At 52.3% G+C, this 26551-nt stretch carries 27 protein-coding genes and 1 other RNA gene; 12 read left to right on the top strand and 16 right to left on the bottom strand.

Going from position 1 to position 26551, the window contains the following annotated elements:
- The first annotated feature begins 227 nt into the window (after positions 1-227).
- From yqjA to DBY68_RS04910, 6 genes are all read left to right on the top strand, one after another.
- Positions 228-893 carry a DedA family general envelope maintenance protein YqjA gene (yqjA, locus tag DBY68_RS04935; RefSeq protein WP_108475034.1) on the top strand — a complete coding sequence of 222 codons (666 nt, stop codon included), beginning with the start codon at positions 228-230 and terminating at the stop codon, positions 891-893.
- Complete coding sequence (gene mzrA, locus DBY68_RS04930; RefSeq protein ID WP_108475033.1) at positions 893-1276, top strand: EnvZ/OmpR regulon moderator MzrA; 384 nt, start codon at positions 893-895, stop codon at positions 1274-1276. The genes yqjA and mzrA overlap by 1 nt, the downstream gene beginning before the upstream one ends.
- Before the next feature lie 135 nt (positions 1277-1411).
- On the top strand, positions 1412-1780 hold the full coding sequence (locus DBY68_RS04925) for a DUF1090 domain-containing protein (RefSeq protein WP_108475032.1): 369 nt from the start codon (positions 1412-1414) through the stop codon (positions 1778-1780).
- Positions 1781-1809: 29 nt separating this feature from the next.
- The gene (locus DBY68_RS04920) at positions 1810-2115 is read left to right on the top strand and encodes a YqjD family protein (protein ID WP_015962914.1); all 306 of its coding nucleotides are present in this window, start codon (positions 1810-1812) and stop codon (positions 2113-2115) included.
- Between the two features lie 2 nt (positions 2116-2117).
- Entirely contained in the window at positions 2118-2516 is a 399-nt protein-coding gene (locus DBY68_RS04915; RefSeq protein ID WP_108475031.1) for a phage holin family protein, read from the top strand.
- Positions 2509-2790: a YqjK-like family protein gene (locus tag DBY68_RS04910; protein WP_108475145.1), complete on the top strand. Its 282-nt coding sequence runs from the start codon at positions 2509-2511 to the stop codon at positions 2788-2790. The genes DBY68_RS04915 and DBY68_RS04910 overlap by 8 nt, the downstream gene beginning before the upstream one ends.
- Positions 2791-2857: 67 nt before the next feature.
- Here DBY68_RS04910 and DBY68_RS04905 read toward each other — a convergent pair whose 3' ends face one another.
- Positions 2858-3070: an Rpn family recombination-promoting nuclease/putative transposase gene (locus DBY68_RS04905; RefSeq protein ID WP_158529101.1), complete on the bottom strand. Its 213-nt coding sequence runs from the start codon at positions 3068-3070 to the stop codon at positions 2858-2860.
- Between the two features lie 245 nt (positions 3071-3315).
- Here DBY68_RS04905 and DBY68_RS04900 point away from each other — a divergent pair, with 245 nt between their 5' ends.
- From DBY68_RS04900 to DBY68_RS04890, 3 genes are all read left to right on the top strand, one after another.
- Positions 3316-3708, top strand: a complete 393-nt coding sequence (locus DBY68_RS04900; RefSeq protein ID WP_015962910.1) for a DoxX family protein — start codon at positions 3316-3318, stop codon at positions 3706-3708.
- Between the two features lie 68 nt (positions 3709-3776).
- A complete protein-coding gene (locus tag DBY68_RS04895) occupies positions 3777-4763 on the top strand; it encodes a glutathione S-transferase family protein (RefSeq protein WP_108475029.1) in 987 nt (328 codons plus the stop codon).
- A gap of 127 nt (positions 4764-4890) precedes the next feature.
- Positions 4891-5256: a DUF805 domain-containing protein gene (locus DBY68_RS04890; RefSeq protein ID WP_108475028.1), complete on the top strand. Its 366-nt coding sequence runs from the start codon at positions 4891-4893 to the stop codon at positions 5254-5256.
- A gap of 127 nt (positions 5257-5383) precedes the next feature.
- On the opposite strand, the gene DBY68_RS04885 is transcribed toward DBY68_RS04890, so the two are convergent.
- Positions 5384-6280, bottom strand: coding sequence for a LysR family transcriptional regulator (locus DBY68_RS04885; RefSeq protein ID WP_015962907.1), 897 nt, complete (start codon positions 6278-6280; stop codon positions 5384-5386).
- A gap of 105 nt (positions 6281-6385) precedes the next feature.
- Between DBY68_RS04885 and DBY68_RS04880 the strand changes: the two genes are divergently transcribed.
- Together DBY68_RS04880 and DBY68_RS22985 are read left to right on the top strand one after the other, a co-directional pair.
- A complete protein-coding gene (locus DBY68_RS04880) occupies positions 6386-7087 on the top strand; it encodes a pirin family protein (protein ID WP_108475027.1) in 702 nt (233 codons plus the stop codon).
- A 24-nt stretch (positions 7088-7111) separates the two neighbouring features.
- A complete protein-coding gene (locus DBY68_RS22985; protein ID WP_167405934.1) occupies positions 7112-7273 on the top strand; it encodes a hypothetical protein in 162 nt (53 codons plus the stop codon).
- Between the two features lie 31 nt (positions 7274-7304).
- On the opposite strand, the gene DBY68_RS04875 is transcribed toward DBY68_RS22985, so the two are convergent.
- The 14 genes from DBY68_RS04875 to garP form a co-directional block, all read right to left on the bottom strand.
- Positions 7305-8618, bottom strand: coding sequence for an L-serine ammonia-lyase, iron-sulfur-dependent, subunit alpha (locus DBY68_RS04875; RefSeq protein ID WP_108475026.1), 1314 nt, complete (start codon positions 8616-8618; stop codon positions 7305-7307).
- Between the two features lie 23 nt (positions 8619-8641).
- On the bottom strand, positions 8642-9910 hold the full coding sequence (locus DBY68_RS04870) for an amino acid permease (protein WP_233503877.1): 1269 nt from the start codon (positions 9908-9910) through the stop codon (positions 8642-8644).
- A 370-nt stretch (positions 9911-10280) separates the two neighbouring features.
- Entirely contained in the window at positions 10281-11645 is a 1365-nt protein-coding gene (tdcG, locus tag DBY68_RS04865; protein WP_108475024.1) for an L-serine ammonia-lyase, read from the bottom strand.
- 67 nt (positions 11646-11712) lie between these two features.
- Complete coding sequence (locus tag DBY68_RS04860) at positions 11713-12108, bottom strand: enamine/imine deaminase (RefSeq protein WP_108475023.1); 396 nt, start codon at positions 12106-12108, stop codon at positions 11713-11715.
- Between the two features lie 14 nt (positions 12109-12122).
- Positions 12123-14417, bottom strand: a complete 2295-nt coding sequence (pflB, locus tag DBY68_RS04855) for a formate C-acetyltransferase (protein ID WP_108475022.1) — start codon at positions 14415-14417, stop codon at positions 12123-12125.
- A gap of 33 nt (positions 14418-14450) precedes the next feature.
- Positions 14451-15659, bottom strand: a complete 1209-nt coding sequence (tdcD, locus tag DBY68_RS04850; protein ID WP_108475021.1) for a propionate kinase — start codon at positions 15657-15659, stop codon at positions 14451-14453.
- A 31-nt stretch (positions 15660-15690) separates the two neighbouring features.
- Positions 15691-17022 (bottom strand): threonine/serine transporter TdcC, encoded by a 1332-nt coding sequence (gene tdcC / locus DBY68_RS04845; protein WP_108475020.1) that lies wholly within the window; start codon positions 17020-17022, stop codon positions 15691-15693.
- A gap of 93 nt (positions 17023-17115) precedes the next feature.
- On the bottom strand, positions 17116-18105 hold the full coding sequence (gene tdcB, locus DBY68_RS04840; protein ID WP_108475019.1) for a bifunctional threonine ammonia-lyase/L-serine ammonia-lyase TdcB: 990 nt from the start codon (positions 18103-18105) through the stop codon (positions 17116-17118).
- Positions 18106-18217: 112 nt separating this feature from the next.
- Positions 18218-19141, bottom strand: a complete 924-nt coding sequence (gene tdcA, locus DBY68_RS04835; RefSeq protein ID WP_108475018.1) for a transcriptional regulator TdcA — start codon at positions 19139-19141, stop codon at positions 18218-18220.
- Between the two features lie 689 nt (positions 19142-19830).
- Positions 19831-20211: RNase P RNA component class A (rnpB, locus tag DBY68_RS04830), an RNA gene on the bottom strand.
- Positions 20212-20243: 32 nt separating this feature from the next.
- Positions 20244-21389, bottom strand: coding sequence for a glycerate 2-kinase (garK, locus tag DBY68_RS04825; protein WP_108475017.1), 1146 nt, complete (start codon positions 21387-21389; stop codon positions 20244-20246).
- 96 nt (positions 21390-21485) lie between these two features.
- Positions 21486-22376, bottom strand: coding sequence for a 2-hydroxy-3-oxopropionate reductase (garR, locus tag DBY68_RS04820; protein ID WP_108475016.1), 891 nt, complete (start codon positions 22374-22376; stop codon positions 21486-21488).
- A 30-nt stretch (positions 22377-22406) separates the two neighbouring features.
- Positions 22407-23177, bottom strand: a complete 771-nt coding sequence (gene garL / locus DBY68_RS04815; RefSeq protein WP_015962895.1) for a 2-dehydro-3-deoxyglucarate aldolase — start codon at positions 23175-23177, stop codon at positions 22407-22409.
- 28 nt (positions 23178-23205) lie between these two features.
- Entirely contained in the window at positions 23206-24537 is a 1332-nt protein-coding gene (gene garP / locus DBY68_RS04810; protein ID WP_108475015.1) for a galactarate/glucarate/glycerate transporter GarP, read from the bottom strand.
- Between the two features lie 415 nt (positions 24538-24952).
- Between garP and garD the strand changes: the two genes are divergently transcribed.
- Entirely contained in the window at positions 24953-26524 is a 1572-nt protein-coding gene (garD, locus tag DBY68_RS04805; protein ID WP_108475014.1) for a galactarate dehydratase, read from the top strand.
- The last annotated feature ends 27 nt before the right edge of the window (positions 26525-26551 follow it).

The following is a 26551-nucleotide window of genomic DNA, read 5'->3' as shown; positions in this document are numbered from 1 at the left end:
CCCTCGCCTCTCACCCACGCAACCCGCAAAATCAATCCTCAACAAACTGCAAAATCTGTGACGCAAAACTCAGGCGTTTGTTACAATTAGATGCATTTTGTCGTTCTGTAAGTTAGCAATTGCTTACTTCGCCATTAACACGGATGTGTTTACCGCGACCGATTAAAATATAAACAATGTCGCAGTTCGTTCAGGCGTTACGTTAATCGTTGTACCAGGAATCGTGAATGGAACTATTATCCCAGTTATTAAATGCATTATGGAGCCAGGATTTCGAAACCCTGTCGAATCCGTCCATGATTGGCATGCTCTACTTTGTTTTGTTTATGATCCTGTTCCTTGAGAACGGATTGTTACCTGCCGCCTTCCTGCCGGGCGATAGCCTGCTGGTGTTGATTGGCGTTCTGATTGCCAAAGGCGCGCTGGGTTTCCCACAAACTATTTTGTTGCTCACCACCGCCGCAAGCCTGGGCTGTTGGCTCAGTTACATTCAGGGGCGATGGCTGGGGAATACGCGCATTGTGCAGAACTGGCTTTCCCATCTTCCTGCTCACTATCACCAGCGCGCCCATCATTTGTTCCACAAGCATGGGCTCTCGGCGCTGCTGATTGGCCGCTTTATCGCCTTTGTGCGTACCCTGCTGCCAACTATCGCCGGGATATCCGGCCTGAGCAATGCACGCTTCCAGTTCTTTAACTGGATGAGCGGCCTGCTTTGGGTGCTTATCCTCACTTCACTGGGATACCTGCTTGGCAAAACGCCGGTGTTCCTGAAGTATGAAGATGCGCTGATGTCATGTCTGATGCTGTTGCCAGTCGCCCTGTTGATCATTGGCCTGGTCGGTTCGCTGGTTGTTCTGTGGAAGAAAAAATACGGCAACCGGAGCTCATAATGGGGCTGAAACAGGTCACGCTACGTCGGTTTACCCTGAGCCTTGGCGCATTACTGCTGTTTTGCGCCATTCTCTGGCTCTGCGCGACATTACAGCAGAAAGAGTCCACGCTGGCGATTCGCCCACTCAATCAGGGCACCAGCATGCCGGATGGCTTCTCCATCTGGCATCATCTGGATGCTAACGGCATACAGTTCAAAAGCATCACGCCGCAAAAAGATGCGCTACTCATTAAATTCGAGTCCAGCGCACAGAGCGCCGCAGCCAAAAAGGTGCTCGACAGCACGCTCCCGCACGAGTACATCATCGCTCAGCAGGATGACGATCGCGATGCCACCACCTGGCTTTCGCTGTTGCGCGACACGCCGCATCGCTTTGGATAATTCTGTATCTAATCACTGGCTTTGGTGATTTCCCGATTTTCTAACTATGCTTGAGTAAGTGGGCGTAATCTTTTACCCCTCTTTACTGGAACCCGTACATTCCTGATGTACTTAACACAATGGAAGGTTTCTTACATGAAATACCGCATCGCACTGACCATCGCACTTCTTTCCCTCACCGCCGGGGCAAGCGCAACGACGCTGTGCCAGGAGAAAGAACAGGACATCCAGCGTGAGATCAGCTATGCCGAAAAGCATAACAATCAAAACCGCATTAATGGCCTGAAAAAAGCGTTGAGCGAGGTTAAAGCTAACTGTTCCGACAGTCAGTTACGCGCTGAGCATCAGGAAAAAATTGCCGAGCAGAAAGAGGAGATCGCCGAACGTCAGCGTGACCTGCAGGAAGCAAAGCAAAAAGGCGATGCGGATAAAATTGCCAAACGCGAACGCAAACTCGCGGAATCACAGCACGAGCTTAAAGAACTGGAGTCTCGCCAGTACTAAGCACATGGACATTCAAACAGGAGAGCATCATGTCTAAAGATACCAATGCAGATAACCTGCGCGCGGAACTGAAATCACTGGCTGACACCCTGGAAGAAGTACTGAATAGCTCCTCTGATAAGTCGAAAGAAGAGATCAGCAAATTACGCAGTAAAGCGGAAAGCGCGCTGAAAGAGAGCCGTCATCGTCTGGGTGAAACCAGCGATGCGCTGGCTAAACAGACCCGCGAAGCCGCCGCGCGTGCCGATGGCTACGTGCGTGAAAACCCGTGGACCGGCGTCGGCATTGGCGCGGCGGTTGGTCTGGTTCTGGGTGTGCTGCTGACGCGTCGCTAATAATGGCGGATTATCAACACACACAAGGCCCAGGGAAAAATATCCTCGGCATCGGCCAACGCCTGGTGACCGTACTGGTGCAAATGGTGGAAACGCGGGTGCGCCTGGCGGTGGTGGAGCTGGAAGAAGAGAAAGCGAATATCTTCCAGCTACTCCTGCTGGTTGGCTTAACGTTGCTGTTTGCCGCTTTCGGCCTGATGAGCCTGCTGGTGCTCATTATCTGGGCGGTCGATCCGCAGTATCGGCTGAACGTGATGATTGGCACCACCGTGACCTTACTGGTGCTGGCATTAATCGGCGGGCTCTGGACGCTACGAAAAGTGCGGCACTCAACCTTGCTGCGACATACGCGCCATGAGCTGGCCAATGACCGGGCATTGCTGGAGGATGACCGTGAGTAACCGAAAGGAGCGTGAGGCGCGTAAGGCGTATTTGCTGAGCCAGATTCAGCAACAGCGGCTGGACTTAAGTGCGGGCCGACGCGACTGGCTGGAACTCACTCAGGTCTACGACCGCAAATGGGCGATGCTGCTCAGCCTGCGAACCTGGGCGCTGGCTGGTAGCGGCGTGTTCGCCGTCTGGGGCCTGCGCCAGCCAAACAGACTGGTTCGCTGGGCTCGGCGCGGGTTCAGTCTCTGGAGCGCATGGCGGCTGGTGAAAACGACGCTACGTTAATCTGATACAGGCCCGGTACACAATGCCGGGCCTTGTTTTCAGGCGAGTGCTTCTATCTCGGCAACAGTCAGGCCGGTGGTTTTGGCGATGATTGCCACGTCGATATCGCTGGCAAATAGTGCCTGGGCGATTTGGCGTTGCGTTCGCCCTTAGCAAACCCTTTATCAAGACCTTTACTGAAACCTTCGCGGCGGCGAATATGCTTTTGCAGAAATTCCAGCACCGCCATTCGCCTATGCGTGGCGATCCCATCATCTGACAGCACCGTGATTTCCTGCACCAGGTATCCTGCCGATCGCCCTCGCCGACAGCAGGCAATTCACCACTCCCCGATCCGCCTCGACAAAAATATTCATCTTGCATTGCATTACTCAGAATTTTTGAAGAAATTCGACAGTTTTCCTTGCTAACAATTGATCCAGGCCGCGGGTATTCTTCTTTCCATCGACAGCAGGCACACGGCATCAACGTGTATTTGCACAATAAATAACATTGTTCGCCCGATGGGTTTCCTGGAGTTTTAAGATGAAAAAATTAGAAGATGTTGGTGTACTGGTAGCGCGCATTCTGATGCCAATTCTGTTCATTACCGCAGGTTGGGGCAAAATCACCGGTTATGCGGGTACACAGCAATATATGGAAGCGATGGGCGTCCCTGGCTTTATGCTGCCGCTGGTTATCCTGCTTGAGTTTGGCGGCGGTCTGGCAGTGCTGTTTGGCTTCCTGACCCGTACCACCGCGCTGTTTACCGCGGGCTTTACCATCCTGACCGCATTCCTGTTCCACAGTAACTTTGCGGAAGGCGTAAACTCGCTGATGTTTATGAAAAACCTCACCATCGCAGGCGGTTTCCTGCTGCTGGCCATCACTGGCCCGGGCGCATTCAGCATCGACCGTGTGCTGAATAAAAAATGGTAATCGCACTATACTGAATGAATTAAAGCGAGGAGACATCTCCTCGCTTTTGCTATCTGAAGGAGAGAAAAATGGGACAACTGATTGACGGCGTCTGGCATGACACCTGGTATGACACCAAATCCACCGGGGGAAAATTTCAACGTTCGGTCTCGGCATTCCGTAACTGGCTCACTGCGGATGGCGAAGCAGGCCCATCGGGCGTCGGCGGGTTTGCCGCTGAGAAAGATCGCTATCACCTGTACGTGTCGCTCGCCTGTCCGTGGGCGCACCGCACGCTGATTCTGCGCAAGCTGAAAGGCCTGGAACCCTTTATCTCCGTGTCCGTGGTCAACCCGCTGATGCTGGAAAATGGCTGGACTTTCGATGACAGCTTCCCGGCGGCAACCGGCGATGCGCTGTATCAGCATGAATTCCTTTATCAACTCTACCTGCACGCCGACCCGCACTACACCGGTCGTGTCACCGTGCCGGTTCTGTGGGATAAGAAAAATCATACTATCGTCAGCAACGAATCCGCTGAAATCATTCGTATGTTCAATACGGCCTTCGATGGTCTGGGCGCGAAAGCGGGTGACTACTACCCCGTTGCCCTGCGTGAACAGATTGACGAACTGAACGGCTGGATCTACGACACCGTGAATAATGGCGTCTACAAGGCCGGTTTTGCCACCAGCCAGGAGGCCTACAGCGATGCGGTAGAGAAAGTGTTTACCTCGCTGGAACGTCTGGAACAGATCCTCGGCCAGCATCGTTACCTGACAGGCAATCAGCTTACTGAAGCCGATATTCGCCTGTGGACGACGCTGATCCGCTTTGATCCGGTTTATGTGACGCACTTTAAGTGCGACAAACACCGCATCAGCGATTACCTGAATCTGCACGGTTTTATGCGCGATATCTATCAGATGCCGGGGATTGCCGAGACGGTGAATTTCGACCATATCCGCAACCACTATTTCCGCAGCCATAAAACCATTAACCCAACGGGAATCATTTCCATTGGGCCGTGGCAGGATCTTGACGAGCCGCACGGGCGTGATGAGCGCTTCCGCTAATGACACAGGGCATCCTCCGGGATGCCCTATTAATTGGTGACACCAATATTTACCACCATTTCATTCACGGCTATTCTTAATTCGATCGCTTAGAAAACAAGTGATTAACGCATAGCTGAGGCAAAAAATGGATTGGTATCTCAAAGTTCTACGAAATTACATCGGTTTTGGGGGCCGCGCGCGCCGTAAAGAGTACTGGATGTTTATTCTGGTCAACGTCATCTTTACGCTGGTGCTGGGTATTCTTGATAAGATGCTGGGCTGGCAACGCGCCAGCGGTGAAGGCATTCTGACAACAATTTATGGTGTGCTGATTTTCCTGCCCTGGTGGGCCGTTCAGTTCCGCCGTCTGCATGATACCGACCGTTCGGCATGGTGGCTGTTGCTGCTGATCATCCCGATTATCGGCTGGCTGGTGATTATCATTTTCAACTGCCAGTCAGGCACGCCGGGTGAAAACCGCTTTGGGGCGGATCCGAAGTTGAATTCGTAGGGCGATTTTCCCCCTCACCCCGGCCCTCTCCCACAGGGAGAGGGAGAAAACCAGAGCAGGTTTTTCAGTTCTGCACGGTCAGTTCCCTCTCCCTGAGGGAGAGGGTTAGGGTGAGGGGGGGAAAACACTACTTAACCGCCAGCAGCTTCTGAATTTCCCGCAGACACCACGACTTCGCTTCGCCCATGCTGTCGCGACGCCACGCCATGATGATTTCCACTTCGTTGGTATATTCCGGGCTTACCACCCGTAAACGCCCCTCGGCAATATCTTTTTCCACCAGCGGATACGGCATCGTTGCCACGCCTAAACCGGCCAACAACGCCTGGCGCTTATCTTCCATCGACGTGACCGTCAGGCGGGGCTGTTTATCCAGCAACTGCACCGTCAGCACCGGGCGTTCACGCGCGGTATCGGCCACCGCCACGCCGCGGTATTTCACGCGCGTCACTTCAGAGAGCGGTTCAGGCTCCTGATGAATCGGGTGATCCGGCGCGGCAACGTAAACATTCATCACCGAATAGAGTTTGCGTGAGTTAATTTCCGACGACGAACGGAAATGCATATCCGGCGCAATCACGATATCCGCCCGCCCCTGCTCCAGACGCTCCCACGCGCCGGCCAGCACTTCGGTGATAATTGACAGTTGTGTGTTCGCTTTCGCCGCCAGCTTTTCAATCAGTGGATAGAGCGTGGGTGTCGGAATGAGCGCTTCGGTGACAATCGTCAGATGCGTTTCCCAACCGCGCGCCAGCGCCTCGGCATCCGTCGTCAGTTTATCCGCCGCTTCCAGCAGTACGCGCCCGCGTTCAAGAAGCATGCGCCCGACATTGGTGAATTTTGTTCGATGACCTGAGCGGTCGAACAGCACAACGTCCAGTTCTTCTTCCAGTTTTTGCATGGTGTAGCTTAATGCCGACGGAACGCGTCCAAGCTCATCAGCCGCAGCGGCAAAGCTGCCGCGACGGTCGATTGCATCCATCACCCGCAGGGCTTCCAGCGTTAATGCTCTCTCTTTAGCCATCGTTTTATCATTCAGGAAATTTGAATATACCGGGCAGAATATCTGGCTAACAATGCAGCGTCCATACCTTTACCATTGATTTAGTGTAAAGAGAGGTCAAAAACTATGATTACTACCCGAACAGCCAAACAGTGTGGAAAGGCGGACTTCGGCTGGCTACAGGCTCGCTACACTTTCTCCTTTGGACACTACTTTGACCCAAAACTGCTGGGATACGCCTCTTTGCGTGTCCTGAACCAGGAAGTGCTGGCACCAGGGGCCGCCTTTCAGCCGCGAACTTACCCGAAAGTGGATATCCTCAATATCATCCTCGAAGGGGAAGCGGAGTACCGTAACAGCGAAGGCCATCATGTCCAGGCGAAAGCAGGCGAAGCGCTGCTGATTTCGACCCAGCCGGGCATCAGCTACAGCGAACATAATGTCAGTAAGGATAAGCCGCTCACCCGAATGCAGCTCTGGCTGGATGCCTGCCCGGAACGCGAAAATCCATTGATTCAGAAAGTAGACATTGCAGATACATCGCGACAACTGCTTGCTTCACCTGATGGCGCAGACGGTAGCCTGCAACTGCGTCAAAAGGTATGGATCCACCATATTGAGTTGAAAAAAGGCGAGAAAGCCAGTTTTCTCATCAATGGCCCGCGTGCTTACCTGCAGTCGATCCACGGAACCGTGCATGCCGAGACGCAGGCGCTGGAAAAAGGGGCGCTCACCTGCGGCGATGGCGCATTTATTCGTGACGAAGATAACATAACGCTGGTTGCCGATACGCCACTGCGCGCTTTGCTGATAGATTTACCAGTGTAATTTCAGGATGAAAAGAGTGAGCAGATGAGTAAGAAAAGCCAGAAGAAGCCACAGGCGAAAAAGCCGTTAACCCCTCAGGCCGTCACTTCAACGCCGGTGAATTTCGGATTTGAAGAGATGCTAGGCGAACTCGAAGCAATTGTCGCAGATGCCCAAACCCGCCAGTCGGAAGAGGAAGCGGCGTAAAAAAATCCCCGGTGACACCGGGGATTTTTGTTTAAACGGTCGCCTTGTGGGACATAATCTCAATGATTTGTCGGTCTGTATGCTGCATTGCATGACGCGCCAACGCACAGAGATTCACGATTGAATGCTCGACGTCACATCCCACAATGCCATCGTTGCCACTCACCGCCGAACCATCTAACGCCAACAAAACGGCTTTCCACGCAGATGACACGCTGGTAGAGACCTTCATCGCGCAGCTGTTAGAAGCCCCATCGCAAATCATTCCGCTTACGTCTCCTATCATGCTGGCGATAGCCATTGAGATCACGGCGTAATCGCCCCCCGCAAGCAAGGCCATTCCGGCCGCAGCCCCCATGGCCGCCGTCGTGGTCGCACAAAGCGCGGAAAGTCGCGGGAGTTGGTTATGAATGTATATGGCGCTAAGGTGCGACAGTATCAACGCTCGCGCCAGCTTCTCATCATCTGCCGCAAAATACTCCGCAACCGTTAACACCGGAAGCGTAGCCGTAATTCCCTGATTACCTGAGCCAGAATTGGTCATAGCAGGAAGCGACGCGCCCCCCATTCGGGCATCTGACGCCGCGCTGGTGCGGATTAAAATAGCCGTCGAAATATCATCAGCCAACAATCCACAATGCTGCTGTTTTTCCAGCGTTCGGCCAATATGTAATCCCCATTCGCCTTGCAAGCCCAGCCTGGAGAGTGCATCGTTCATCTGGCCTGCTTCGAGGATAAAGCGAATCGCCTCAAAGGGAACCTGAACAGCGAAATCGACAATCTCTTCAAGGGTAGCCGATGCCAGACTTTCCAGAGGATTGGGTGAAAGCGTTTCGCGACTGTTTTCAGCAAGGGAAAACAGAATGCCATCCTGCGTTTCAATGCTGACGATGCGCGTGTGCTCGCCAACAATGGTCACGCTGCACCACCGTTCGCCAGCGCTAAGCCTGGCCTTTGCGTAGAGAATATCTTCGCACGGCGATTGCAACACGATGCGTACCTGCCCATTCTCCAGCATCGCTTTCGCAGCCGTAAGGTGGTGCACGGCGCTGTTTTTCAGTACCTCCAGCCCAGCCTTAGGGTCACCCCCCAGAGCCCCCAGCGCCGCTGCGATAGGTAAGCCCACCATCCCGGTTCCCGGAACGGTCACGCCCATGCCATTTTTCATCAGATTAGGCGAAACCCACGCGTCAATACGTTCAATGTTTCCCTGTAAATACGACGCCGCAACAGCCGCTGCCAGTGCCAGAGAGACAGGCTCAGTACAACCAAGCGCCGGTTTTACCTCCTGCTTTACCGCAGCGAGAAAAACATCCCATTTGGGGTTTATTTCATTCTCAAACATAACAACAACCTTTTATAACGATATCAGGCAAATGCCAGGAATGGCGAAACACATAGCAGAAGGCCGGTGACAATAATGATCCACAGGGATAATCCCTTATATTTATGCAACGCAGGCACTTTATAGACCAGCCAGGCCGGAATTAAACATCCAACCATGCCGAAAATAGGACTACAAATTGAGGTGAAACTGAGCACCGGTGCATTAAGTACAATGGCACTCCATGCCAGGAGAACCGCAAAAATCATGATGCCGCGCTGTACCATTTTTTCATTGATAGCATCAGCAGAAAACTTACGCCGCAGCACGTTCATGACAATACCCTGAGTCGCTTCACGGAAGCCTAAATAGACGCCAAAGAAGGCAGTCATCACCGCGAATATATTCAGAATCACACTGACAATCTTCACCCATCCCGCCCCTGCACCACTAATAAACTGTGCAGCAATAGCCAGCGCGGATATATTCTGCTCATAGGCTTTAACAGCCTCGTCATGCCCCATCGCCAATGTAAATGAGACGGCATAAAAGAAAACGGTGACAAACAGAATCCCAAATGCAATATTCATTGCCCGCAATGCTTTGTAGCGTGCAACTTCAATTGATTTTTCCCGTGAGCGATAGGAAATCACCATCGGACTCAGTGTTTGTATAAAGAGAATGGAGGTCAGTGTAAAAGGTAACGTAATGATCGCATTTTTAACCAGCAGGCCTAATGGAGGTAATGCGCCAATATTATAGAGACGCCACATGCCTATCATCGAAAGCCCCAATGCGGCAACAACCAGAAGCTTAGTCAGCACCATCCCGGTTGAGATCTTAAACAGCATTTTCTCTCCACGCGAGGAGATAGCTACCAACACGCAAATAAGCACGAGCCCATAAAAGGGATTCTCGGAGAGCAGCCCGTCCGTAACGCCGAAAGTTTGCAAATAAGAGGCGCTATCATTTGTAATAGCAGTGGAATAGACAAACATCCAAATGACTAACATCACAAAATAGAGAGCGCCCAACAGGATCCCCCAGTTTTTTCCCAGATAGCCGCTAATCACGCTGGGATAATCTTTACATTCTGGTGATTCAGCGAGGGTATTAATAAACAGCCGCTGAAAGAGATACATCGCCGGATAACCAATAATCGAGGAGAGTAAAAAAACCCAGATGCCCATTAACCCAACCTGTACGGGTAAAAAAACGATGCCCGCACCAATTGCCATACCGATACTCATAATAACCCACCCAGTATCGGTACTATCGAACTTGATGGCTTCTTTCCAGGCTTGCTCACTCATATTTTTCCGAGAAAGAGGTACAGCACTTTCCCGAGCAACACTATTTGTTGTCACCGTTTCCATAACGTAATCACTCTGTATATAGGTAAGATGTTTATTATTTATCTCGTCGCTACAAAGGCGATATGCAACGTATTTTTGGGCAGGCTTATTATTAATATGAAGGCATCATACTCGTGGAGAGAGAGAAATATTTCACAATATTCAGATGAATAGAGGATGTTATTGGTAAAAATTTTCTCCAACAGGGAAAATAAAAAGAAAAATATACTACCAGAAATGTATGTTTGAACACCATCACATTTTTATTCAGGGATAAAAGGATAAAAAAAAGCTCCGGCATGCGGAGCTTCTTCATTACTGGAGAGGGTTAACTGCACACTACCTTTATCGCCAGCCCGCCGCGGGACGTTTCACGATATTTATCGTTCATATCTTTACCCGTTTCATACATCGTCTCGATCACTTTATCGAGGGAGACGCGCGCTTCGCTGGTACGCTGAATCGCCATGCGTGCTGCGTTGACCGCTTTCACCGCATTGATGGCGTTACGCTCAATACAGGGGATTTGCACCTGCCCGCCAACCGGATCGCAGGTCAGGCCCAGGTTATGCTCCATGGCGATTTCCGCCGCCATGCACACCTGCTGCGGGCTGCCGCCAAGCAGCTCCGTCAGCCCTGCCGCCGCCATTGAGGCCGCAACCCCCACTTCCCCCTGGCAGCCCACTTCCGCACCGGAAATCGAGGCATTCTGTTTATACAGGCCGCCAATTGCCCCGGCAGTCAGTAAGAAACGCGCCACGGAGTTGCCATTCACCGTACGACGGAATTTGTCGTAATAGGCCAGCACCGCCGGGACGATGCCGCAGGCGCCGTTGGTGGGTGCGGTGACGACACGCCCACCCGCCGCATTCTCTTCACTGACTGCCAGGGCGAACATGTTGATCCAGTCGATCACGTTCATCGGATCGCTGGAGGTGCTGTCACTGGAGACGAGGATCCGTCTTAATGCCACCGCGCGACGCGGAACATTCATCGGCCCTGGCAATACGCCCTCCGTATTCATGCCGCGTTCGATCCCCGTGCGCATAACGTGCCAAATCCGCGCGAACCCTGTGTCGATCTCTTCTCTGCTCCTGAGCGCCAGCTCGTTTTGCATCATCAGGCCCGAGATAGACAACCCGTTTTCCGTACACTGTTTCACCAGCTCACTGGCAGAGCGGAACGGAAACGGTACCGGTTGTTCGACCTCATGCGCCTGACCGAACTTTTCCTCTTCGACAATAAAACCGCCGCCCACCGAATAGTAGGTTTTACTCAGTAAAATCTGGTCGCCCTGACGCGCGGTAAAGCGCATGCCGTTCTCGTGGCGCGGCAGGGTTTCATCATGAAATACCACATCATCAGTGACAGAGAATGGCACCACGGCGGTGCCCTGCGCCACCGGTAGACGCCCGCTGCGCTGAACGGCGCGAATAAAGGCTGGAATGGCATCGATATCGACGCTATCCGGGCGATTGCCCGCCAGCCCCATAATGACCGCAACATCCGTTGCGTGGCCTTTACCAGTGAGAGAAAGCGAACCGTAAAGATCGACCCTCAAACCGGTCACAAGCGGTAGCGCCCCACTCTGCTGGAGTTCATCAATAAAGGATTTCCCGGCATTCATCGGCCCAACCGTGTGCGAGCTGGATGGCCCAACGCCGATTTTGAACATATCGAATGTGCTAATCATATCCGTGACCTCGATACGACTTCAGAGACGGGCTGCCGGATAGCAGCCCGGTGTGGCTACAAGCGAATTACAGGCTATCTCCCCGAACGGCAATCGCTTCAATTTCCAGCTTCACATCCTTCGGCAATCTCGCCACCTGTACGCAACTGCGCGTCGGATAGGTAGCATGATGATCGTCGAAGAACTGCTGATAAACCTGGTTGATGGTCGCAAAATCATTCAGATCGGTAATAAAGACCGTCGTTTTCACGATACTGCCCACCTCAAGACCCGCCGCGGTGATAATCGCTTTAACATTTTCCAGGCTCATGCGCGCCTGATCCGCCACATCCGCCGGGATCTCGCCGTTTTGTGGATTCACCGGGATCTGCCCGGAAGTGAAGATCATTTTGCCTAAATCGATCCCCTGCACATAGGGGCCAATCGCCCCCGGTGCACGGGTAGTTTCAATTAACTTTTTCATACGCTCTCCAGTTCTCAAAGGGCCTGGGTAAAGGTTCGGGAAATCACGTCCTGCTGTTGCTCACGCGTCAGCGCATTAAAGCGCACCGCGTAGCCCGAGACGCGAATGGTTAAGTTCGGGTAATTTTCCGGATGCGCGATGGCATCCAGCAGCATGTCGCGGTTCATCACGTTGACGTTAAGATGCTGCCCACCTTCCACCGAGGCTTCATGATGGAAGTAACCATCGAGCAGGCCGACGAGATTGGTCTTGCGCACCGCATCCTCTTTACCGAGCGCTGCCGGAACAATCGAGAAGGTGTAGGAAATCCCGTCTTTGGCATAGGTGAACGGCAGCTTCGCCACCGACGTCAGCGAGGCAACCGCGCCTTTGCGATCGCGGCCATGCATCGGGTTGGCACCCGGCGCAAACGGCGTGCCCGCGCGGCGACCGTCCGGGGTATTCCCGGTTTTCTGGCCGTACACCACGTTCGAGGTAATGGTGAGAATCGACTGGGTCGGCACGGCGTTACGGTAGGTTGGCAGCACTTTAATTTTCTTCATAAAGCGCTCAACCAGATCGCAGGCAATGCTGTCGACACGTTCATCGTTGTTGCCGTATTGCGGATATTCACCCTCGATTTCAAAATCGACCGCCAGCCCGTTTTCATCACGAATCGGTTTTACGCGGGCATATTTGATAGCCGACAGGGAATCTGCCGCCACCGACAGCCCGGCCATACCGCAGGCCATCGTGCGATAAACATCGCGGTCGTGCAGCGCCATCAGCGAGGCTTCGTAGCTGTATTTGTCATGCATGTAATGAATGACGTTCAGCGCACTGATGTACTGCACCGCCAGCCAGTCCATAAAGTGGTCGAGGCTTTCCATAACGGTGTCGTAATCCAGCACGTCATCCATCAACGGCGCGGTTTTCGGCCCGACCTGGATTTTCAGCTTCTCGTCCACCCCGCCATTGATAGCGTACAGCAGCGTTTTGGCGAGGTTGGCGCGTGCACCGAAGAACTGCATCTGCTTGCCAATGACCATCGGGCTCACGCAGCAGGCGATAGCGTAGTCATCACTGTTAAAATCGGCACGCATCAGGTCGTCGTTTTCATATTGCAGTGATGAAGTGACGATTGAGACCTGCGCCGCATACTGCTTGAAGGCTTTTGGCAACGCTTCCGACCACAGAATAGTCAGGTTAGGTTCCGGTGCCGGGCCCATCGTGTGCAGGGTATGCAGGTAACGGAATGAGTTTTTGCTTACCAGCGTGCGGCCATCCAGCCCCATTCCGCCGATCACTTCCGTCGCCCAAATCGGATCGCCAGAGAAGAGCGAGTCGAATTCCGGGGTTCGCAGGAAGCGCACCATGCGGATCTTCATAATGAAGTGGTCGATCAGCTCCTGCGCCTGCTGTTCCGTTAGTTCGCCGGCTTGCATATCGCGCTCAATATAGATATCAAGGAACGTCGCCGTACGGCCCAGCGACATCGCGCCGCCGTTCTGCGATTTCACCGCCGCCAGATAGGCGAAATAGAGCCACTGCACCGCCTCCTGCGCATTACGCGCCGGGCGTGAGATATCGCAACCGTACTTCGCCACCATCTCCTGCATTTGCAGCAGCGCGCGACGATGCTCGGCCAGCTCTTCGCGCAGGCGAATGGTGGCTTCCAGGTTTTCTCCCCACTCCAGTTTGTTTTGTAAGTCCGCGAACTGCAGCTCGCGCTCGCGCACCAGATAACGGATGCCGTACAGTGCCACGCGACGGTAATCGCCGATAATACGCCCGCGCCCGTAGCCATCCGGCAGGCCGGTCAGCACGCCCGATTTGCGGCAGCGCAGCATATCCGGCGAATAGGCATCAAATACGCCCTGGTTATGGGTTTTACGCAGTGACGTGAACTGGTATTCGAAATCCGCATCCATTTCGCGGCCATAGGCTTCGAAGGAGCTTTTGATCATATTGATGCCGCCGAACGGATGCAGCGCGCGTTTCAACGGCTTATCCGTTTGCAGACCGACGATTTTTTCCAGATCTTTCTCGATATAACCCGCATCATGCACGGTAATGGTGGTCGCAACATTAGTATCAAAATCGACCGGGGCATGGGTGGCATTCTCGGTACGAATACCTTCCATCACTTTTTCCCACAGTGCGGTCGTCGCCGATGTCGCTTGTGCAAGGAAAGATTCATCGCCTTCATACGGCGTGTAGTTCTGTTGAATAAATTCGCGAACGTTAATTTCATCTTTCCATTCGCTACCGTTAAAACCGCGCCATGCATCGGCAAAATGCATATCGTTAAGATCGATATTTACCTTCATGAAACTCTTCTCTCAATTTTAAAAGCGATTAACTCAGGCGTATTCCGCTACCGTATTAATATTTCCTAAACGGATAGCGTCCAGTGCAATCATTTTTTCTTCATTGGTCGGAATAACGGCGCAGACGACATGAGAACGTTCGTCAGAAATAATACGTTCGCCGCAGGAATTAAGCTGGTTATTCATTTCGCGACTCATCACCACGCCCAGTACGCGTAAATGTTCCATCACCATTTGCCGGATAAGCACCGAATTTTCACCGATACCGCCGGTGAAAATAATGCCATCCAGTCGGGTCAGGGATGCCGCGTGCCCGGCAATATGGCGCGCAATGCGATGGACAAAGGTTTTGATCGCCAGCTGCGCGCGCACATGCCCCTCGTGCCACGCTTTTTCCAGGGTGCGCAGGTCTGAAGACAACCCAGAAATGCCGAGCAGGCCAGACTCTTTATTGACGATGCGCTCCAGGTCGCTCATCGTCTGGTGAGTCTGACTGGCAATCCACGCCATCGCGCCAAAATCAACGTCACCGCTGCGGGTGCCCATCATCAGGCCCTCCAGTGGCGTCATGCCCATCGAGGTATCCACGCTCTGCCCGTTGTGTACCGCGCAAATAGATGCCCCGTTGCCCAGGTGCGCAATCACCAGCCCGGAGTCGGCTTCCTGTAACCCCAGCAGGTCATACGCCTGTTTTGCAACATAACGATGAGAAGTGCCGTGGAAACCGTAGCGCCGAACGCCCAGTTCTTCAGTGTATTTCCATGGTAAACCATAGAGATACGCCTCTGGCGGCAGCGTCTGATGGAAGCTGGTGTCAAACACCGCTACCTGCTGTACCCCCGGGAAAAGCTGGCGGGCGGATTCTATTCCGCTCAGATTGGCGTAGTTATGTAACGGTGCCAGCGGCGAGACTTTACGGATACTGTCAATGACCTCATCGGTAATTAAAACAGACTGGGTAAAGATATCGCCACCGTGGGCGATACGGTGGCCAATTAAGGCCACGCTGTCCATTAAATCGCGTTTTTCAAGTTCAAAAGAGATAGCACTTAATGCCGCTTCATAAGTGGGTTGGGACAGCGGCGAAATATCGCCGCCGTTGACCGTTAAACTCGCCTGCTCAGTATTAATACCCTCCGCGATACCCACCAGTAATACATCACAGGTATCAACATCCAGTACTGAAAATTTAATAGACGATGAACCGCTATTAATCACCAATACAACCGGGAACTCATTCATATTACGACTCCGCTCATCCTGAGCATATTAATTAAAACAGTTTGTAGACGATGTTCAGAATGGTCAGCAGACCAATCGCGGTAACGAAGACGTTATCCAGCTTGCCACGGTATTTCGCCAGCGACGGCGCTTTACGGATGGCATACATCGGCAGCAGGCAGAGCAGAGACGCGATAATCGGCGCGCCCATGGCTTCAATCAGATCCAGAATGTTCGGGTTGGCGTAGGCCACGACCCAGGTGGAACCCATGATGAAGATCATGCTGATAGTATTCAGCTTGCCGGTGGAAACTTTGGTTTTGTCGCCTTTGTAGCCGAACTTCAGAATCAGGCCGTTCAGCCCTTCCAGCGTGCCCAGGTAGTGGCCGAAGAAGGATTTGAAGATAGCAACCAGCGCGATGATGGAGGCCCCATACTCAAGCGTGGTGGCAAACGTCGATTTCTGACCCGCCATTGAAGAGAAGTGGTTCGCCAGATAAGACAGTACCGGAATGTTCTGCGCTTTCGCTTCCGCCATGTTGGCCGGAGAGAGCGTGAACAGGCAGCTGAAGGCGAAGAACATCACCACCGCCACCATCAACATACTGGCGCGGGAGATAATTTTAGAGCACTTACGCTCGGTGAAATCACGGCCAAATTCGCCTTCATACTCTTCACGTTTGGAAACCACGAAGGAAGAGACAATCGGTGAGAAGTTAAAGGAGAACACCATGATGGAAATCCCCAGCCATACGGTGACCAGAATGCCATCGTGGCCTGTCAGCGAAATATCGCTCAGGCTGACCTGGTCAATGACCGCTGAGTTCCAGTAAGGGATCAGAGAAAGCGAAATCAGCACCAGGCTCGCGATGAACGGGAACACCAGGAAACTCATCACTTTCACCATCAGATCTTTACCGAAGTAGATGACGAACGCCATCAACAACAGCAGGAAGAGCGCCACCAGGCCACGGTTCAGCGCGGGCATCTGGAGCTGGTTTTCCCAGAAGGTCATAAAGGTGTTGGTAATGGTCACGCCATAAATCCACAGCAGCGGACAGATTGCAAAGAAGTACAGGAAGGTGATCACCACCCCACCGGTTTTACCAAAATGCTCCTCTACCGTTTCGGTAATGTTCCCGGACGGGTTAGATCCCGAAAGGCACAGACGCGCCAGCGCGCGGTGGCAGTAAAAGGCAATGGGATAAGCCAATAACAACATTAATAATATTGGGATCAGGCCGCCGTAGCCTGCGCGAATTGGGAAGAATAATACCCCGGCACCAATCGCCGTACCGAATAATCCCAACGTCCATGTGGTATCCGATTTACGCCAGGAGGCTTCTTTAGAATGGCTTACATTAATACTTTCTGTCGTACTCATATCTTATCCTTTGATTAAAGTACCCGTCATTCTTTAAATACCAGGCCACCGCCGTTAAGCGCGCGGCCCGTAAATAATGATCAGGAAAATGGATTAAGCACCAACATACCCTGTAATTTGGGAAACACGAGAAAGGTCGATATTCCCGCCTGAAATAATACTGACCGTTTTACGGCCACGAATATAATCATCAAGTTTGCCGCTTAAGAGTGCCGCCGACGCTAATGCACCCGCGCCTTCTGTCACCACTTTATTACGCTGAATTAATGCAATCATGCTGTCGCGAATTTCGTCTTCGGTGACCAGAACAATATCGTCAACCAGTTCACGCACGATTTCGAAGGTCAGGTTGCCCGGACGCGCAACGTCGCAGCCGTCGGCCAGCGTCGTACAGGTGCGGTGATTGGTGATTTCACCGGCATAGAACGATGCCGCCATACCGTGTACGTTTTCCGACTGCACGCCGATGATTTTGATTGTCGGGTTAATCGATTTGATCGCCGTGGCGATCCCGGCAATCAGGCCGCCACCGCCAATCGGCACAATGACGTTATCCACATCATAGAGATCTTCAAGGATTTCCAGGCCGATGGTGCCCTGCCCGGCAATCACCAGCGCATCGTCGTAAGGGGGGATAAAAATGCGGCCTTCGGTTTCAACAATTTCGCTCACTTTGGCAATCGTGTCGTTGAAGTTATCGCCGTGAAGAATCACTTCCGCAGAGTAGTCCTGCGTCGCCGCGACTTTCGATTTCGGCGCGCCTTTTGGCATCACGACCTTGCCGTCAATGCCGAGCATCGCGCAGGAAAGCGAGACGCCCTGCGCATGGTTGCCCGCGGAACAGGCGACCACGCCTTTACGGCGCTCTGCTTCCGTCAATGCGCTCAGTTTGTTAAAGGCACCGCGAATTTTAAAGGAGCCCGTACGCTGCATGTTTTCAAACTTCAGAAATATTTCGCCTTTGCAGCGTTCGCTAAGATAATTTGAGCGCGGCATCCCGGTTTTATAAATTTTACCGGCCAGTCTTTTTTTCGCTGTTTGAATATCATCAAGGGTTACAGGCAGATCGTAGGTAATATGCATCATATCCTCTTATCAGAATGACTTTCTGACGTTTAGACAAAATCAGGGTATCAGAGTATTTAATGACTCTGGGTTTCGTTTTCGTTATTAGCTGTTCTTAATAAACAGACTGTTAATTCATTTCCGCCTTCCCGGCCTTTGACGAATATTCTTTCGCCAAATCAACCAATACTGAGGCAGATTTTTTAATTCGATAATTTTTAGACCACACGGCTGCATAGCGCGCTACCGGTAATACATCTTCAACCTTTAGCGTAATAAATTCTTTAGAGCCAAACGGCGCAATCATATCTCTCGGGATTACCGTCAGGAAACCGGCGTTCAGCACCAGGTTGTAAATAGTGACGACGGAATCGGTTTTTACAATATTTTCAGTGCTGATGTGATGATGATGGAGGGTGGTGAGAAGTTCTTTGTAGTAACCCATGTCCGTTTGCGGCATAACCCACTGCTCGTTCGAGAGCGACTCTAGCGTGACCGTTGACGTATACGTTCGCGATTTCGACGCGACGACAACAAATTCCGACTCGAACAGCGGCTCGACCTGCAAATCCTGGAGCTGCATTTCATCACTTAATGTCCCAATAGCAAAATCTAAGCGGCCATCGCGCAGGGCCGGTAAAAACGACGAGAGCTGTGCTTCAAACATGGTGACCTGCGCCGCCGGGAACACCGTTTTAAAGGTTTTAATCATCTCAGGTAAGAAGGTGAAACCGATAAGCGATGGATAACCAAATGAGACATCAACCACGCTGTTGCAGCTCAGGCTGTTCATCTCGTTGACCATGTTTTTCATTTCACGGGTGATGGATTCGGAGTAGCTCAGCAATACCTGACCTGCGCTGGTCAGCGTGACGCCGGTATTTTTACGCACCATCAGCTCGATACCAAAGTTAGACTCAATGTCGTTGATAATTTTACTGACCGCCGGTTGGGTAAGCCCAAGCTGCTTGGCAGCTGAGCCAAAAGAACCACTTCTAATGACTTCCTGAAACACCACTAGCTGTTGTGTTTTTGGCAGAAGAACATTATCCATTTTTCTCTCCCCCTTTATTTCCATTTGGCGAGATGGATTCTAATAAATACAGGAGAGCAAGATGTGTGCTATTACTCACAATTTACTTTAAACCTATATAAACACAGGTCACAAAACAAAAGAAAAACATTAAAAATCATATAGTTGATATTTTCATAAAGTGATTTTTGCCTGACTTTTATCAACAAAAATAAGGTGTATAACTTTATTTTATGGCGATAAATAAAGCACCTTTACACATATAAAAAAACCCATCAAAAGATCACCTTTCAACCAATTTCAGGATGAATTTTACCCTAACGTGCGAAATAACATTCTTTTTAATATATAAAATAAACTGCTAAAAAAGACTGTTATTTGAAAAATTCTTCGGACAGCGTCACAGATATCCAGGACAAACATACATTCACGTTAATATGTTTAGATCATCATTATTAACATACAAGCAACCCATATGAAACAAAGGCAATAATTTAAAACCCTGTTTTTAATTTATTTTTCGGGGAAATAATCAAGCCAAAAGCTCAATAAGCAGCATAAAAAACCACTAAATTTCACCTAATGAGTGTTTTGTGCATCACGTCGCAATTCTGCAAAAAGGCATCCGTTTGCACAGGAAGAAGGGAAGGAAATGTCAGTTGGAGTGGCTGAAAAGCAAAAACCCGCCGAAGCGGGTTTTTGCCTGAAAAAAGTGAAACTGACCGATAAGCCGGGTTCTGTCGTGGACAGTCATTCATCTAGGCCAGCAATCGCTCACTGGCTCAAGCAGCCTACCCGGGTTCAGTACGGGCCGTACCTTATGAACCCCTATTTGGCCTTGCTCCGGGTGGAGTTTACCGTGCCACGGACTGTTGCCAGCCGCGCGGTGCGCTCTTACCGCACCCTTTCACCCTTACCTGATCCCACTTGCGTGGGCCATCGGCGGTTTGCTCTCTGTTGCACTGGTCGTGGGTTGTTACACCCCCCAGGCGTTACCTGGCACCTTGCCCTATGGAGCCCGGACTTTCCTCCCCTCCGCCCGTCTCCCCCGAAGAGGACGACGACGAAGCGGCGACTGTCTGGTCAGCTTCGGCGCGAAGTATAGAGGGTTTGCGCGCCCTTGTCACCCCGCGCTGCGCATTCCGACCGCAAGCGTGGCCGCAATGTTGCGCGAAGCGCGGTAAATATTGTCGAATGCACCGCGAAACGCCTCTTCCAACGAACCGATACTGGTCAGCACGCTAAATACCGCATCGATGCCATATTGATGCACCACACCCACGTCGCGCGTCAGGCTGCCAGCGATACCAATGACCGGTTTATGATACTTTTTCGCCACGCTCGCCACGCCAACCGGCACTTTGCCATGAATACTTTGGCTGTCGATGCGCCCTTCCCCGGTGACCACCAGCGTACAATCGTGAATATGCTCTTCCAGGTTAAGCGCCGTGGTGACAATCTCAATGCCGCTTTTCAGCTCCGCGCCAAGAAACGCCATCAGTGCAGCCCCCATTCCCCCCGCCGCGCCCGCACCGGGCACCTCTTTAACATCTACGCGTAGCGATGTCTTAATGACATCGGCATAGTGCGACAGGTTATTATCGAGTTCGCGGATCATCGCCTCATCAGCCCCTTTTTGCGGGCCAAAGATTCGTGATGCGCCGTTTTTGCCGATGAGCGGGTTAGTGACATCACAGGCGACACGAATAGTGCAATGCTGAATGCGCGGATCGAGCCCTGAAAGATCTATCGTATTCAGGCTATCAAGGCTGCCGCCGCCAAACCCGATCTCAGTGCCGTTGGCATCCTGAAGTTTTGCCCCCAGCGCCTGTACCATGCCCGCACCGCCGTCATTGGTGGCACTCCCCCCAATGCCGATAATAATATTGGTTGCGCCGCTTTCCAGCGCTTGCAGAATAAGTTCACCGGTGCCGCGAGAGGTCGTCACCAGCGGATTACGCTTTTCCGGAGCAACCAGCGCCAGCCCACTGGCTGCCGCCATTTCGATAAACGCAGTTTTACCGTCGCCGGACATTCCCCAGCGGGCATTCACCTTTTCGCCCAAAGGCCCGGTGACCCACGCTTGATGTTCAGCCCCTTGCGTGGCAGCAATCATCGCTTCAACGGTTCCTTCGCCGCCGTCAGCAACCGGAACAGAAACATACTGCGCATCAGGAAAGATTTCCCGAAATCCTTTTTCTATCGCCTGAGCTACCTCAGAGGCAGAAAGGCTTTCTTTGTAAGAGTCTGGGGCGATTACGATTTTCATAGTGATAGCCTGTTGCTGCACAACGCCGGATGGCGTTTCACTTATCCGGCCTACAATGTAGGCCCGGTAAGCTAAGCGCCACCGGGCACAACGTCATTAGCGAGTGACTTCCACCTTCGCCAGTTTTTCGTAGTAGCACGCCAGGGCGCTATGGTCCGCGGTTCCCAGGCCATCCGCACGCAGCGCCTGCATCATTTCCATGACAGCGGCAGTGAGCGGCAGCTGTGCGCCTACGCCGTGAGAGGTGTCCAGCGCATTGGCCAGATCTTTAATATGCAGGTCGATACGGAAGCCAGGTTTGAAGTTTCTATCCATCACCATTGGCGCTTTGGCTTCCAGCACAGTGCTGCCCGCCAGGCCGCCGCGAATCGCCTGGAATACCAGCTCCGGATTAACGCCCGCTTTGGTTGCCAGCGTCAGCGCTTCAGACATTGCCGCGATATTCAGCGCAACGATCACCTGGTTTGCCAGCTTGGTGACGTTCCCTGCGCCGATTTCACCGGTATGCACCACAGAACCCGCCATCGCTTTCATCAGGTCGTAGTATTTATCGAAGATGGCTTTATCGCCGCCGACCATGACGGAGAGCGTGCCATCGATGGCTTTCGGCTCACCGCCACTGACCGGCGCATCCAGCATATCCACGCCTTTCGCTTTCAGCGCGTCGCTGATTTCACGGCTGGCCAGCGGCGCAATGGAACTCATGTCGATCAGAACCGTGCCAGGCTTCGCGCCTTCAATGATTCCCCCCTCACCCAGCGCAACCTCTCTCACATGCGGGGAGTTTGGCAGCATGGTGATAATCACATCGCACTGCTCGGCAATGGCTTTGGCGGTGCTTGCGGTTTCTGCGCCTAAGGCGATCAGTTCTGCAATCACTTCCGGGTTACGGTCAGAAACCACCAGCGAATATCCGGCTTTAATGAGGTTTTTACTCATTGGTTTACCCATGATGCCCAGGCCAATAAAACCAACTTTCATCGTCATAATTGTGTCTCTCTCTTGTTGCGGTGGTGGTTATTTTTTAAAGGAATCAGCCAGTTTCTGCGTGGCAGAACGGAAAACGCCGAGGTCGCTGCCGACGGCAACAAAGGTCGCGCCCCAGTCGAGATAGCGACGCGCATCCGCTTCCACCGGGGCCAGAATGCCGCTCGGTTTGCCGTGTGCTTTTGCACGGGCAAAGATGTGTTGAATCGCTTTCTGCACATCCGGATGGGAAGCATTTCCCAGATGACCTAACGCTGCCGCCAGGTCGCTTGGGCCGACGAAGATACCGTCCACGCCTTCGGTAGCGGCGATAGCATCAACGTTATCGACGCCCTGCTGGCTTTCGATTTGTACCAGGATGGTGATGTTCTTGTTGGACTGCGCGAAGTAGTCCGGTACGGTGCCAAACATATTGGCGCGGTGGGAAACGGAGACGCCGCGAATGCCTTCAGGCGGATAGCGCGTCGATGCCACAGCCTGTACCGCTTCTTCTTCGGTTTCCACAAACGGGATCAGGAAGTTATAAAAACCGATATCCAGCAGACGCTTAATAATTACCGGCTCGTTAGTCGGCACACGCACCACCGGTGCGCTACTGCTGCCCTTCAGCGCCATCAACTGAGGAATAAAGGTGGAGATATCGTTTGGCGCATGTTCGCCGTCCAGTACCAGCCAGTCGAATCCGGCGAGGCCCAGCACTTCGGTACTGATTGGGCTTGCCAGCGCAGACCAGCAGCCAATTTGAATCTGTTTGGCGGCCAGCGCGGCCTTGAATTTATTCGGGAAGATATCGTTATTCATCGCTTTAACCTTGTCTCTTAACCGTTAATTATTTCTGCAATTCCATACGCTTGATGTCGCCGACGACAAACAGGTAGCAGAACATCGCCATCAGTGCCGAACAGCCGACGAAGACCAGCGCGGCGTTGAAGGAATGCAGTTCACTAACCAGATAGCCAATCACCAGCGGCGTCACGATAGAGGCTACGTTGCCAAACACGTTAAATACCCCGCCGCACAGGCCCACAATTTCTTTCGGCGCGGTGTCGGAAATAACCGGCCAACCCAGCGCGCCAAATCCTTTCCCGAAGAAAGCGAACGCCATCAGCGTGACCACCAGCGCAGTGTTGTCGGTGTAGTTACACAGGATGATGGTCGAAGCCAGCAACATTCCCAGTACAATCGGTAACTTACGCGCTAACGTAATGGTGGCTCCGCGTTTAATCAGGTAATCCGAGAAGACGCCGCCCAGTACGCCGCCGGCGAACCCACACAGTGCAGGAATCGACGCCACCAGGCCCACTTTCAGAATCGACATCCCTTTTTCCTGCACCAGATAAATCGGGAACCAGGTGAGGAAGAACCAGGTGATGGTGTTGATAAAGTATTGCCCGAAGAACACACCCAGCATCATGCGATTGGTCAATAACTGTTTGATGTAGTTAAGTTTTGGCCCCTGCATCGTGCTGCCCGGCTTTTTGTGGTCCATATCAACCACCGCGCCATTTTCTGAGATGAACTTCAGCTCTTCCGCCGACATACGAGGGTGATCGGTCGGGTTATGAATCAGTTTGATCCACAGCCCCGTCAGCACAAAACCAATCACGCCCATCACGGTAAAGACATGCTCCCAACCCCAGGCGAAGGTCAGCCAGCCCAGCAGCGGCGAGAAAAGCGCGAGCGAGAAGTACTGCGCCGAGTTAAAGATAGCGGACGCGGTGCCACGCTCTTTGGTTGGGAACCAGGCCGCAACAATACGCGCGTTGGCCGGGAACGATGGCGCTTCCGAAAAACCAAGCATAAAACGCATAAAGAACATGGAGATACCTGCCCAGGCGAGCGGGAACATGTCCACAAAGCCCTGCAGGAACGTAAACAGTGACCAGAAGAAGAGACTGTAAGAGTAAACCTTCTTCGATCCGAATTTATCGAGCAGCCAGCCGCCGGGGATCTGCATCAGCAGGTAAGCCCAGCCAAACGCCGAGAAGATATAGCCCATTGAGACTGCGCTCAATTGCAGCTCTTTCGCCACTTCCGTACCAGCGATCGATAACGTGGCGCGGTCCGCGTAGTTAACGGCGGTAACAATAAAGATGATTAATAAGATTAAATATCGGGTTGGTACACCTTTTTTCGATTCGACAGCAGTATCCAGCATCATTTAATTTATCCTCGGGTACAGGATGCCTTATATTATTTATTTTTTACTAAGGCATATTTCACTGATTATTTATCGACAGCAGGAATATCGGATAGCTAACCAGACACAATGAAATCGTGATTCAGTATAATCAGCATCACTGTTCTACACACTGTGCAATCCCACAATTTAAATATTTTAATATTGCATACCATTGAGCATTTGCACATCTCTTTGGGCGCTGATGCACAGAATTACGTATTACCCGTCATAGCTGGCGTGGCAGCGGATTAAGAGGTGATCTACGTCACATTTTTACCGCGAAACTCCTGACATTCTTTATGTCATCACGCGATGTAATAATTTTGCTTCGTCAGAAAGCGATACCCTTTATTGTAATTTTTAGGTTTACCACCTGGCTGGAGAATACTGGACAATGGCTAACATCGAAATTCGCCAAGACGCGCCGAAAGCTTTTTATATAAAAGTGCACGACACGGATAACGTGGCGATTATTGTTAATGATAATGGCTTAAAAGCAGGAACACGTTTTCCTGACGGGCTGGAGTTAATTGAACATATTCCACAAGGCCATAAGGTGGCATTGGTGGACATTCCCGTTAATGGCGAAATCATTCGCTATGGTGAAGTGATTGGTTATGCGGTGCGCGACATCGTCAAAGGCAGTTGGATCGACGAATCCACCGTGTTGCTGCCTGAAGCGCCGCCGCTCAATACGCTACCCCTGGCAACTAAAGTACCGGAACCACTGCCTGCGCTTGAGGGTTACACCTTTGAAGGTTATCGCAACGCCGACGGCAGCGTGGGGACGAAAAATCTGCTGGGGATCTCCACCAGCGTCCACTGCGTTGCGGGTGTTGTGGATTATGTTGTCAAAATTATCGAACGCGATCTGCTGCCGAAGTATCCCAATGTGGATGGTGTCGTCGGCCTGAACCACCTCTACGGCTGCGGCGTGGCAATAAATGCACCTGCCGCCATCGTGCCCATCCGCACCATTCATAACATCGCCCTGAACCCCAACTTTGGCGGCGAAGTGATGGTGATTGGCCTCGGCTGCGAAAAACTCCAGCCAGAACGTCTGCTGGAAGGTACGCCGGATGTGAATACTATCCCGGTCGACAGCGCCAGCATTGTCCGTTTGCAGGATGAACAGCACGTCGGCTTTAAATCGATGGTTGATGATATTTTGCAGGTCGCCGAACGTCACCTGAAAAAATTGAACGCGCGCCAGCGCGAGACTTGCCCGGCATCTGAACTGGTGGTTGGGATGCAGTGCGGCGGCAGCGATGCGTTTTCCGGCGTGACGGCGAACCCGGCGGTGGGCTACGCGTCTGACCTACTGGTACGCTGCGGCGCAACCGTGATGTTCTCTGAGGTGACGGAAGTACGCGACGCTATCCACCTGCTCACACCCCGCGCCATCAACGAAGAGGTGGGTAAACGCCTGCTGGAAGAGATGGCCTGGTACGATAACTATCTCGATATGGGTAAAACCGACCGCAGCGCCAACCCGTCCCCCGGCAACAAAAAAGGTGGACTGGCGAACGTCGTCGAAAAAGCGCTCGGCTCAATTGCTAAATCAGGTAAAAGCGCCATTGTTGAAGTACTCTCTCCCGGCCAGCGCCCGACCAAACGCGGACTGATCTACGCGGCTACGCCTGCCAGCGATTTCGTCTGTGGCACGCAACAGGTGGCGTCAGGGATTACAGTGCAGGTGTTCACCACCGGGCGCGGCACGCCTTACGGTTTGATGGCTGTCCCCGTTATCAAGATGGCAACCCGAACCGAACTGGCGAACCGCTGGTACGACTTAATGGATATCAACGCAGGCACGATCGCGACCGGCGAAGAGACGATTGAGGATGTGGGCTGGAAATTGTTCCAGTTTATCCTTGATGTGGCGAGCGGGAAGAAGAAGACCTTCTCGGATCAGTGGGGGCTGCATAATCAGCTGGCGGTGTTTAACCCGGCGCCGGTGACCTGATAGTACTCAGGAATAGCTATATAAAAA

It is taken from the genome of Pseudocitrobacter sp. RIT415 (assembly GCF_003057695.2).
Lineage (GTDB): Bacteria > Pseudomonadota > Gammaproteobacteria > Enterobacterales > Enterobacteriaceae > Pseudocitrobacter > Pseudocitrobacter faecalis.
Note: the sequence above shows the minus strand (reverse complement) of the source record. Positions and strands in the feature narration are given on the sequence as shown.

Excerpts from the sequence above, each read along its gene's own strand:
- yqjA (WP_108475034.1), top strand. The coding sequence starts at position 228 with ATGGAACTATTATCCCAGTTATTAAATGCATTATGGAGCCAGGATTTC.
- mzrA (WP_108475033.1), top strand. The coding sequence starts at position 893 with ATGGGGCTGAAACAGGTCACGCTACGTCGGTTTACCCTGAGCCTTGGC.
- DBY68_RS04925 (WP_108475032.1), top strand. The coding sequence starts at position 1,412 with ATGAAATACCGCATCGCACTGACCATCGCACTTCTTTCCCTCACCGCC.
- DBY68_RS04920 (WP_015962914.1), top strand. The coding sequence starts at position 1,810 with ATGTCTAAAGATACCAATGCAGATAACCTGCGCGCGGAACTGAAATCA.
- DBY68_RS04915 (WP_108475031.1), top strand. The coding sequence starts at position 2,118 with ATGGCGGATTATCAACACACACAAGGCCCAGGGAAAAATATCCTCGGC.
- DBY68_RS04900 (WP_015962910.1), top strand. The coding sequence starts at position 3,316 with ATGAAAAAATTAGAAGATGTTGGTGTACTGGTAGCGCGCATTCTGATG.
- DBY68_RS04895 (WP_108475029.1), top strand. The coding sequence starts at position 3,777 with ATGGGACAACTGATTGACGGCGTCTGGCATGACACCTGGTATGACACC.
- DBY68_RS04890 (WP_108475028.1), top strand. The coding sequence starts at position 4,891 with ATGGATTGGTATCTCAAAGTTCTACGAAATTACATCGGTTTTGGGGGC.
- DBY68_RS04885 (WP_015962907.1), bottom strand. The coding sequence starts at position 6,280 with ATGGCTAAAGAGAGAGCATTAACGCTGGAAGCCCTGCGGGTGATGGAT.
- DBY68_RS04880 (WP_108475027.1), top strand. The coding sequence starts at position 6,386 with ATGATTACTACCCGAACAGCCAAACAGTGTGGAAAGGCGGACTTCGGC.
- DBY68_RS22985 (WP_167405934.1), top strand. The coding sequence starts at position 7,112 with ATGAGTAAGAAAAGCCAGAAGAAGCCACAGGCGAAAAAGCCGTTAACC.
- DBY68_RS04875 (WP_108475026.1), bottom strand. The coding sequence starts at position 8,618 with ATGTTTGAGAATGAAATAAACCCCAAATGGGATGTTTTTCTCGCTGCG.
- DBY68_RS04870 (WP_233503877.1), bottom strand. The coding sequence starts at position 9,910 with ATGAGTGAGCAAGCCTGGAAAGAAGCCATCAAGTTCGATAGTACCGAT.
- tdcG (WP_108475024.1), bottom strand. The coding sequence starts at position 11,645 with ATGATTAGCACATTCGATATGTTCAAAATCGGCGTTGGGCCATCCAGC.
- DBY68_RS04860 (WP_108475023.1), bottom strand. The coding sequence starts at position 12,108 with ATGAAAAAGTTAATTGAAACTACCCGTGCACCGGGGGCGATTGGCCCC.
- pflB (WP_108475022.1), bottom strand. The coding sequence starts at position 14,417 with ATGAAGGTAAATATCGATCTTAACGATATGCATTTTGCCGATGCATGG.
- tdcD (WP_108475021.1), bottom strand. The coding sequence starts at position 15,659 with ATGAATGAGTTCCCGGTTGTATTGGTGATTAATAGCGGTTCATCGTCT.
- tdcC (WP_108475020.1), bottom strand. The coding sequence starts at position 17,022 with ATGAGTACGACAGAAAGTATTAATGTAAGCCATTCTAAAGAAGCCTCC.
- tdcB (WP_108475019.1), bottom strand. The coding sequence starts at position 18,105 with ATGCATATTACCTACGATCTGCCTGTAACCCTTGATGATATTCAAACA.
- tdcA (WP_108475018.1), bottom strand. The coding sequence starts at position 19,141 with ATGGATAATGTTCTTCTGCCAAAAACACAACAGCTAGTGGTGTTTCAG.
- garK (WP_108475017.1), bottom strand. The coding sequence starts at position 21,389 with ATGAAAATCGTAATCGCCCCAGACTCTTACAAAGAAAGCCTTTCTGCC.
- garR (WP_108475016.1), bottom strand. The coding sequence starts at position 22,376 with ATGACGATGAAAGTTGGTTTTATTGGCCTGGGCATCATGGGTAAACCA.
- garL (WP_015962895.1), bottom strand. The coding sequence starts at position 23,177 with ATGAATAACGATATCTTCCCGAATAAATTCAAGGCCGCGCTGGCCGCC.
- garP (WP_108475015.1), bottom strand. The coding sequence starts at position 24,537 with ATGATGCTGGATACTGCTGTCGAATCGAAAAAAGGTGTACCAACCCGA.
- garD (WP_108475014.1), top strand. The coding sequence starts at position 24,953 with ATGGCTAACATCGAAATTCGCCAAGACGCGCCGAAAGCTTTTTATATA.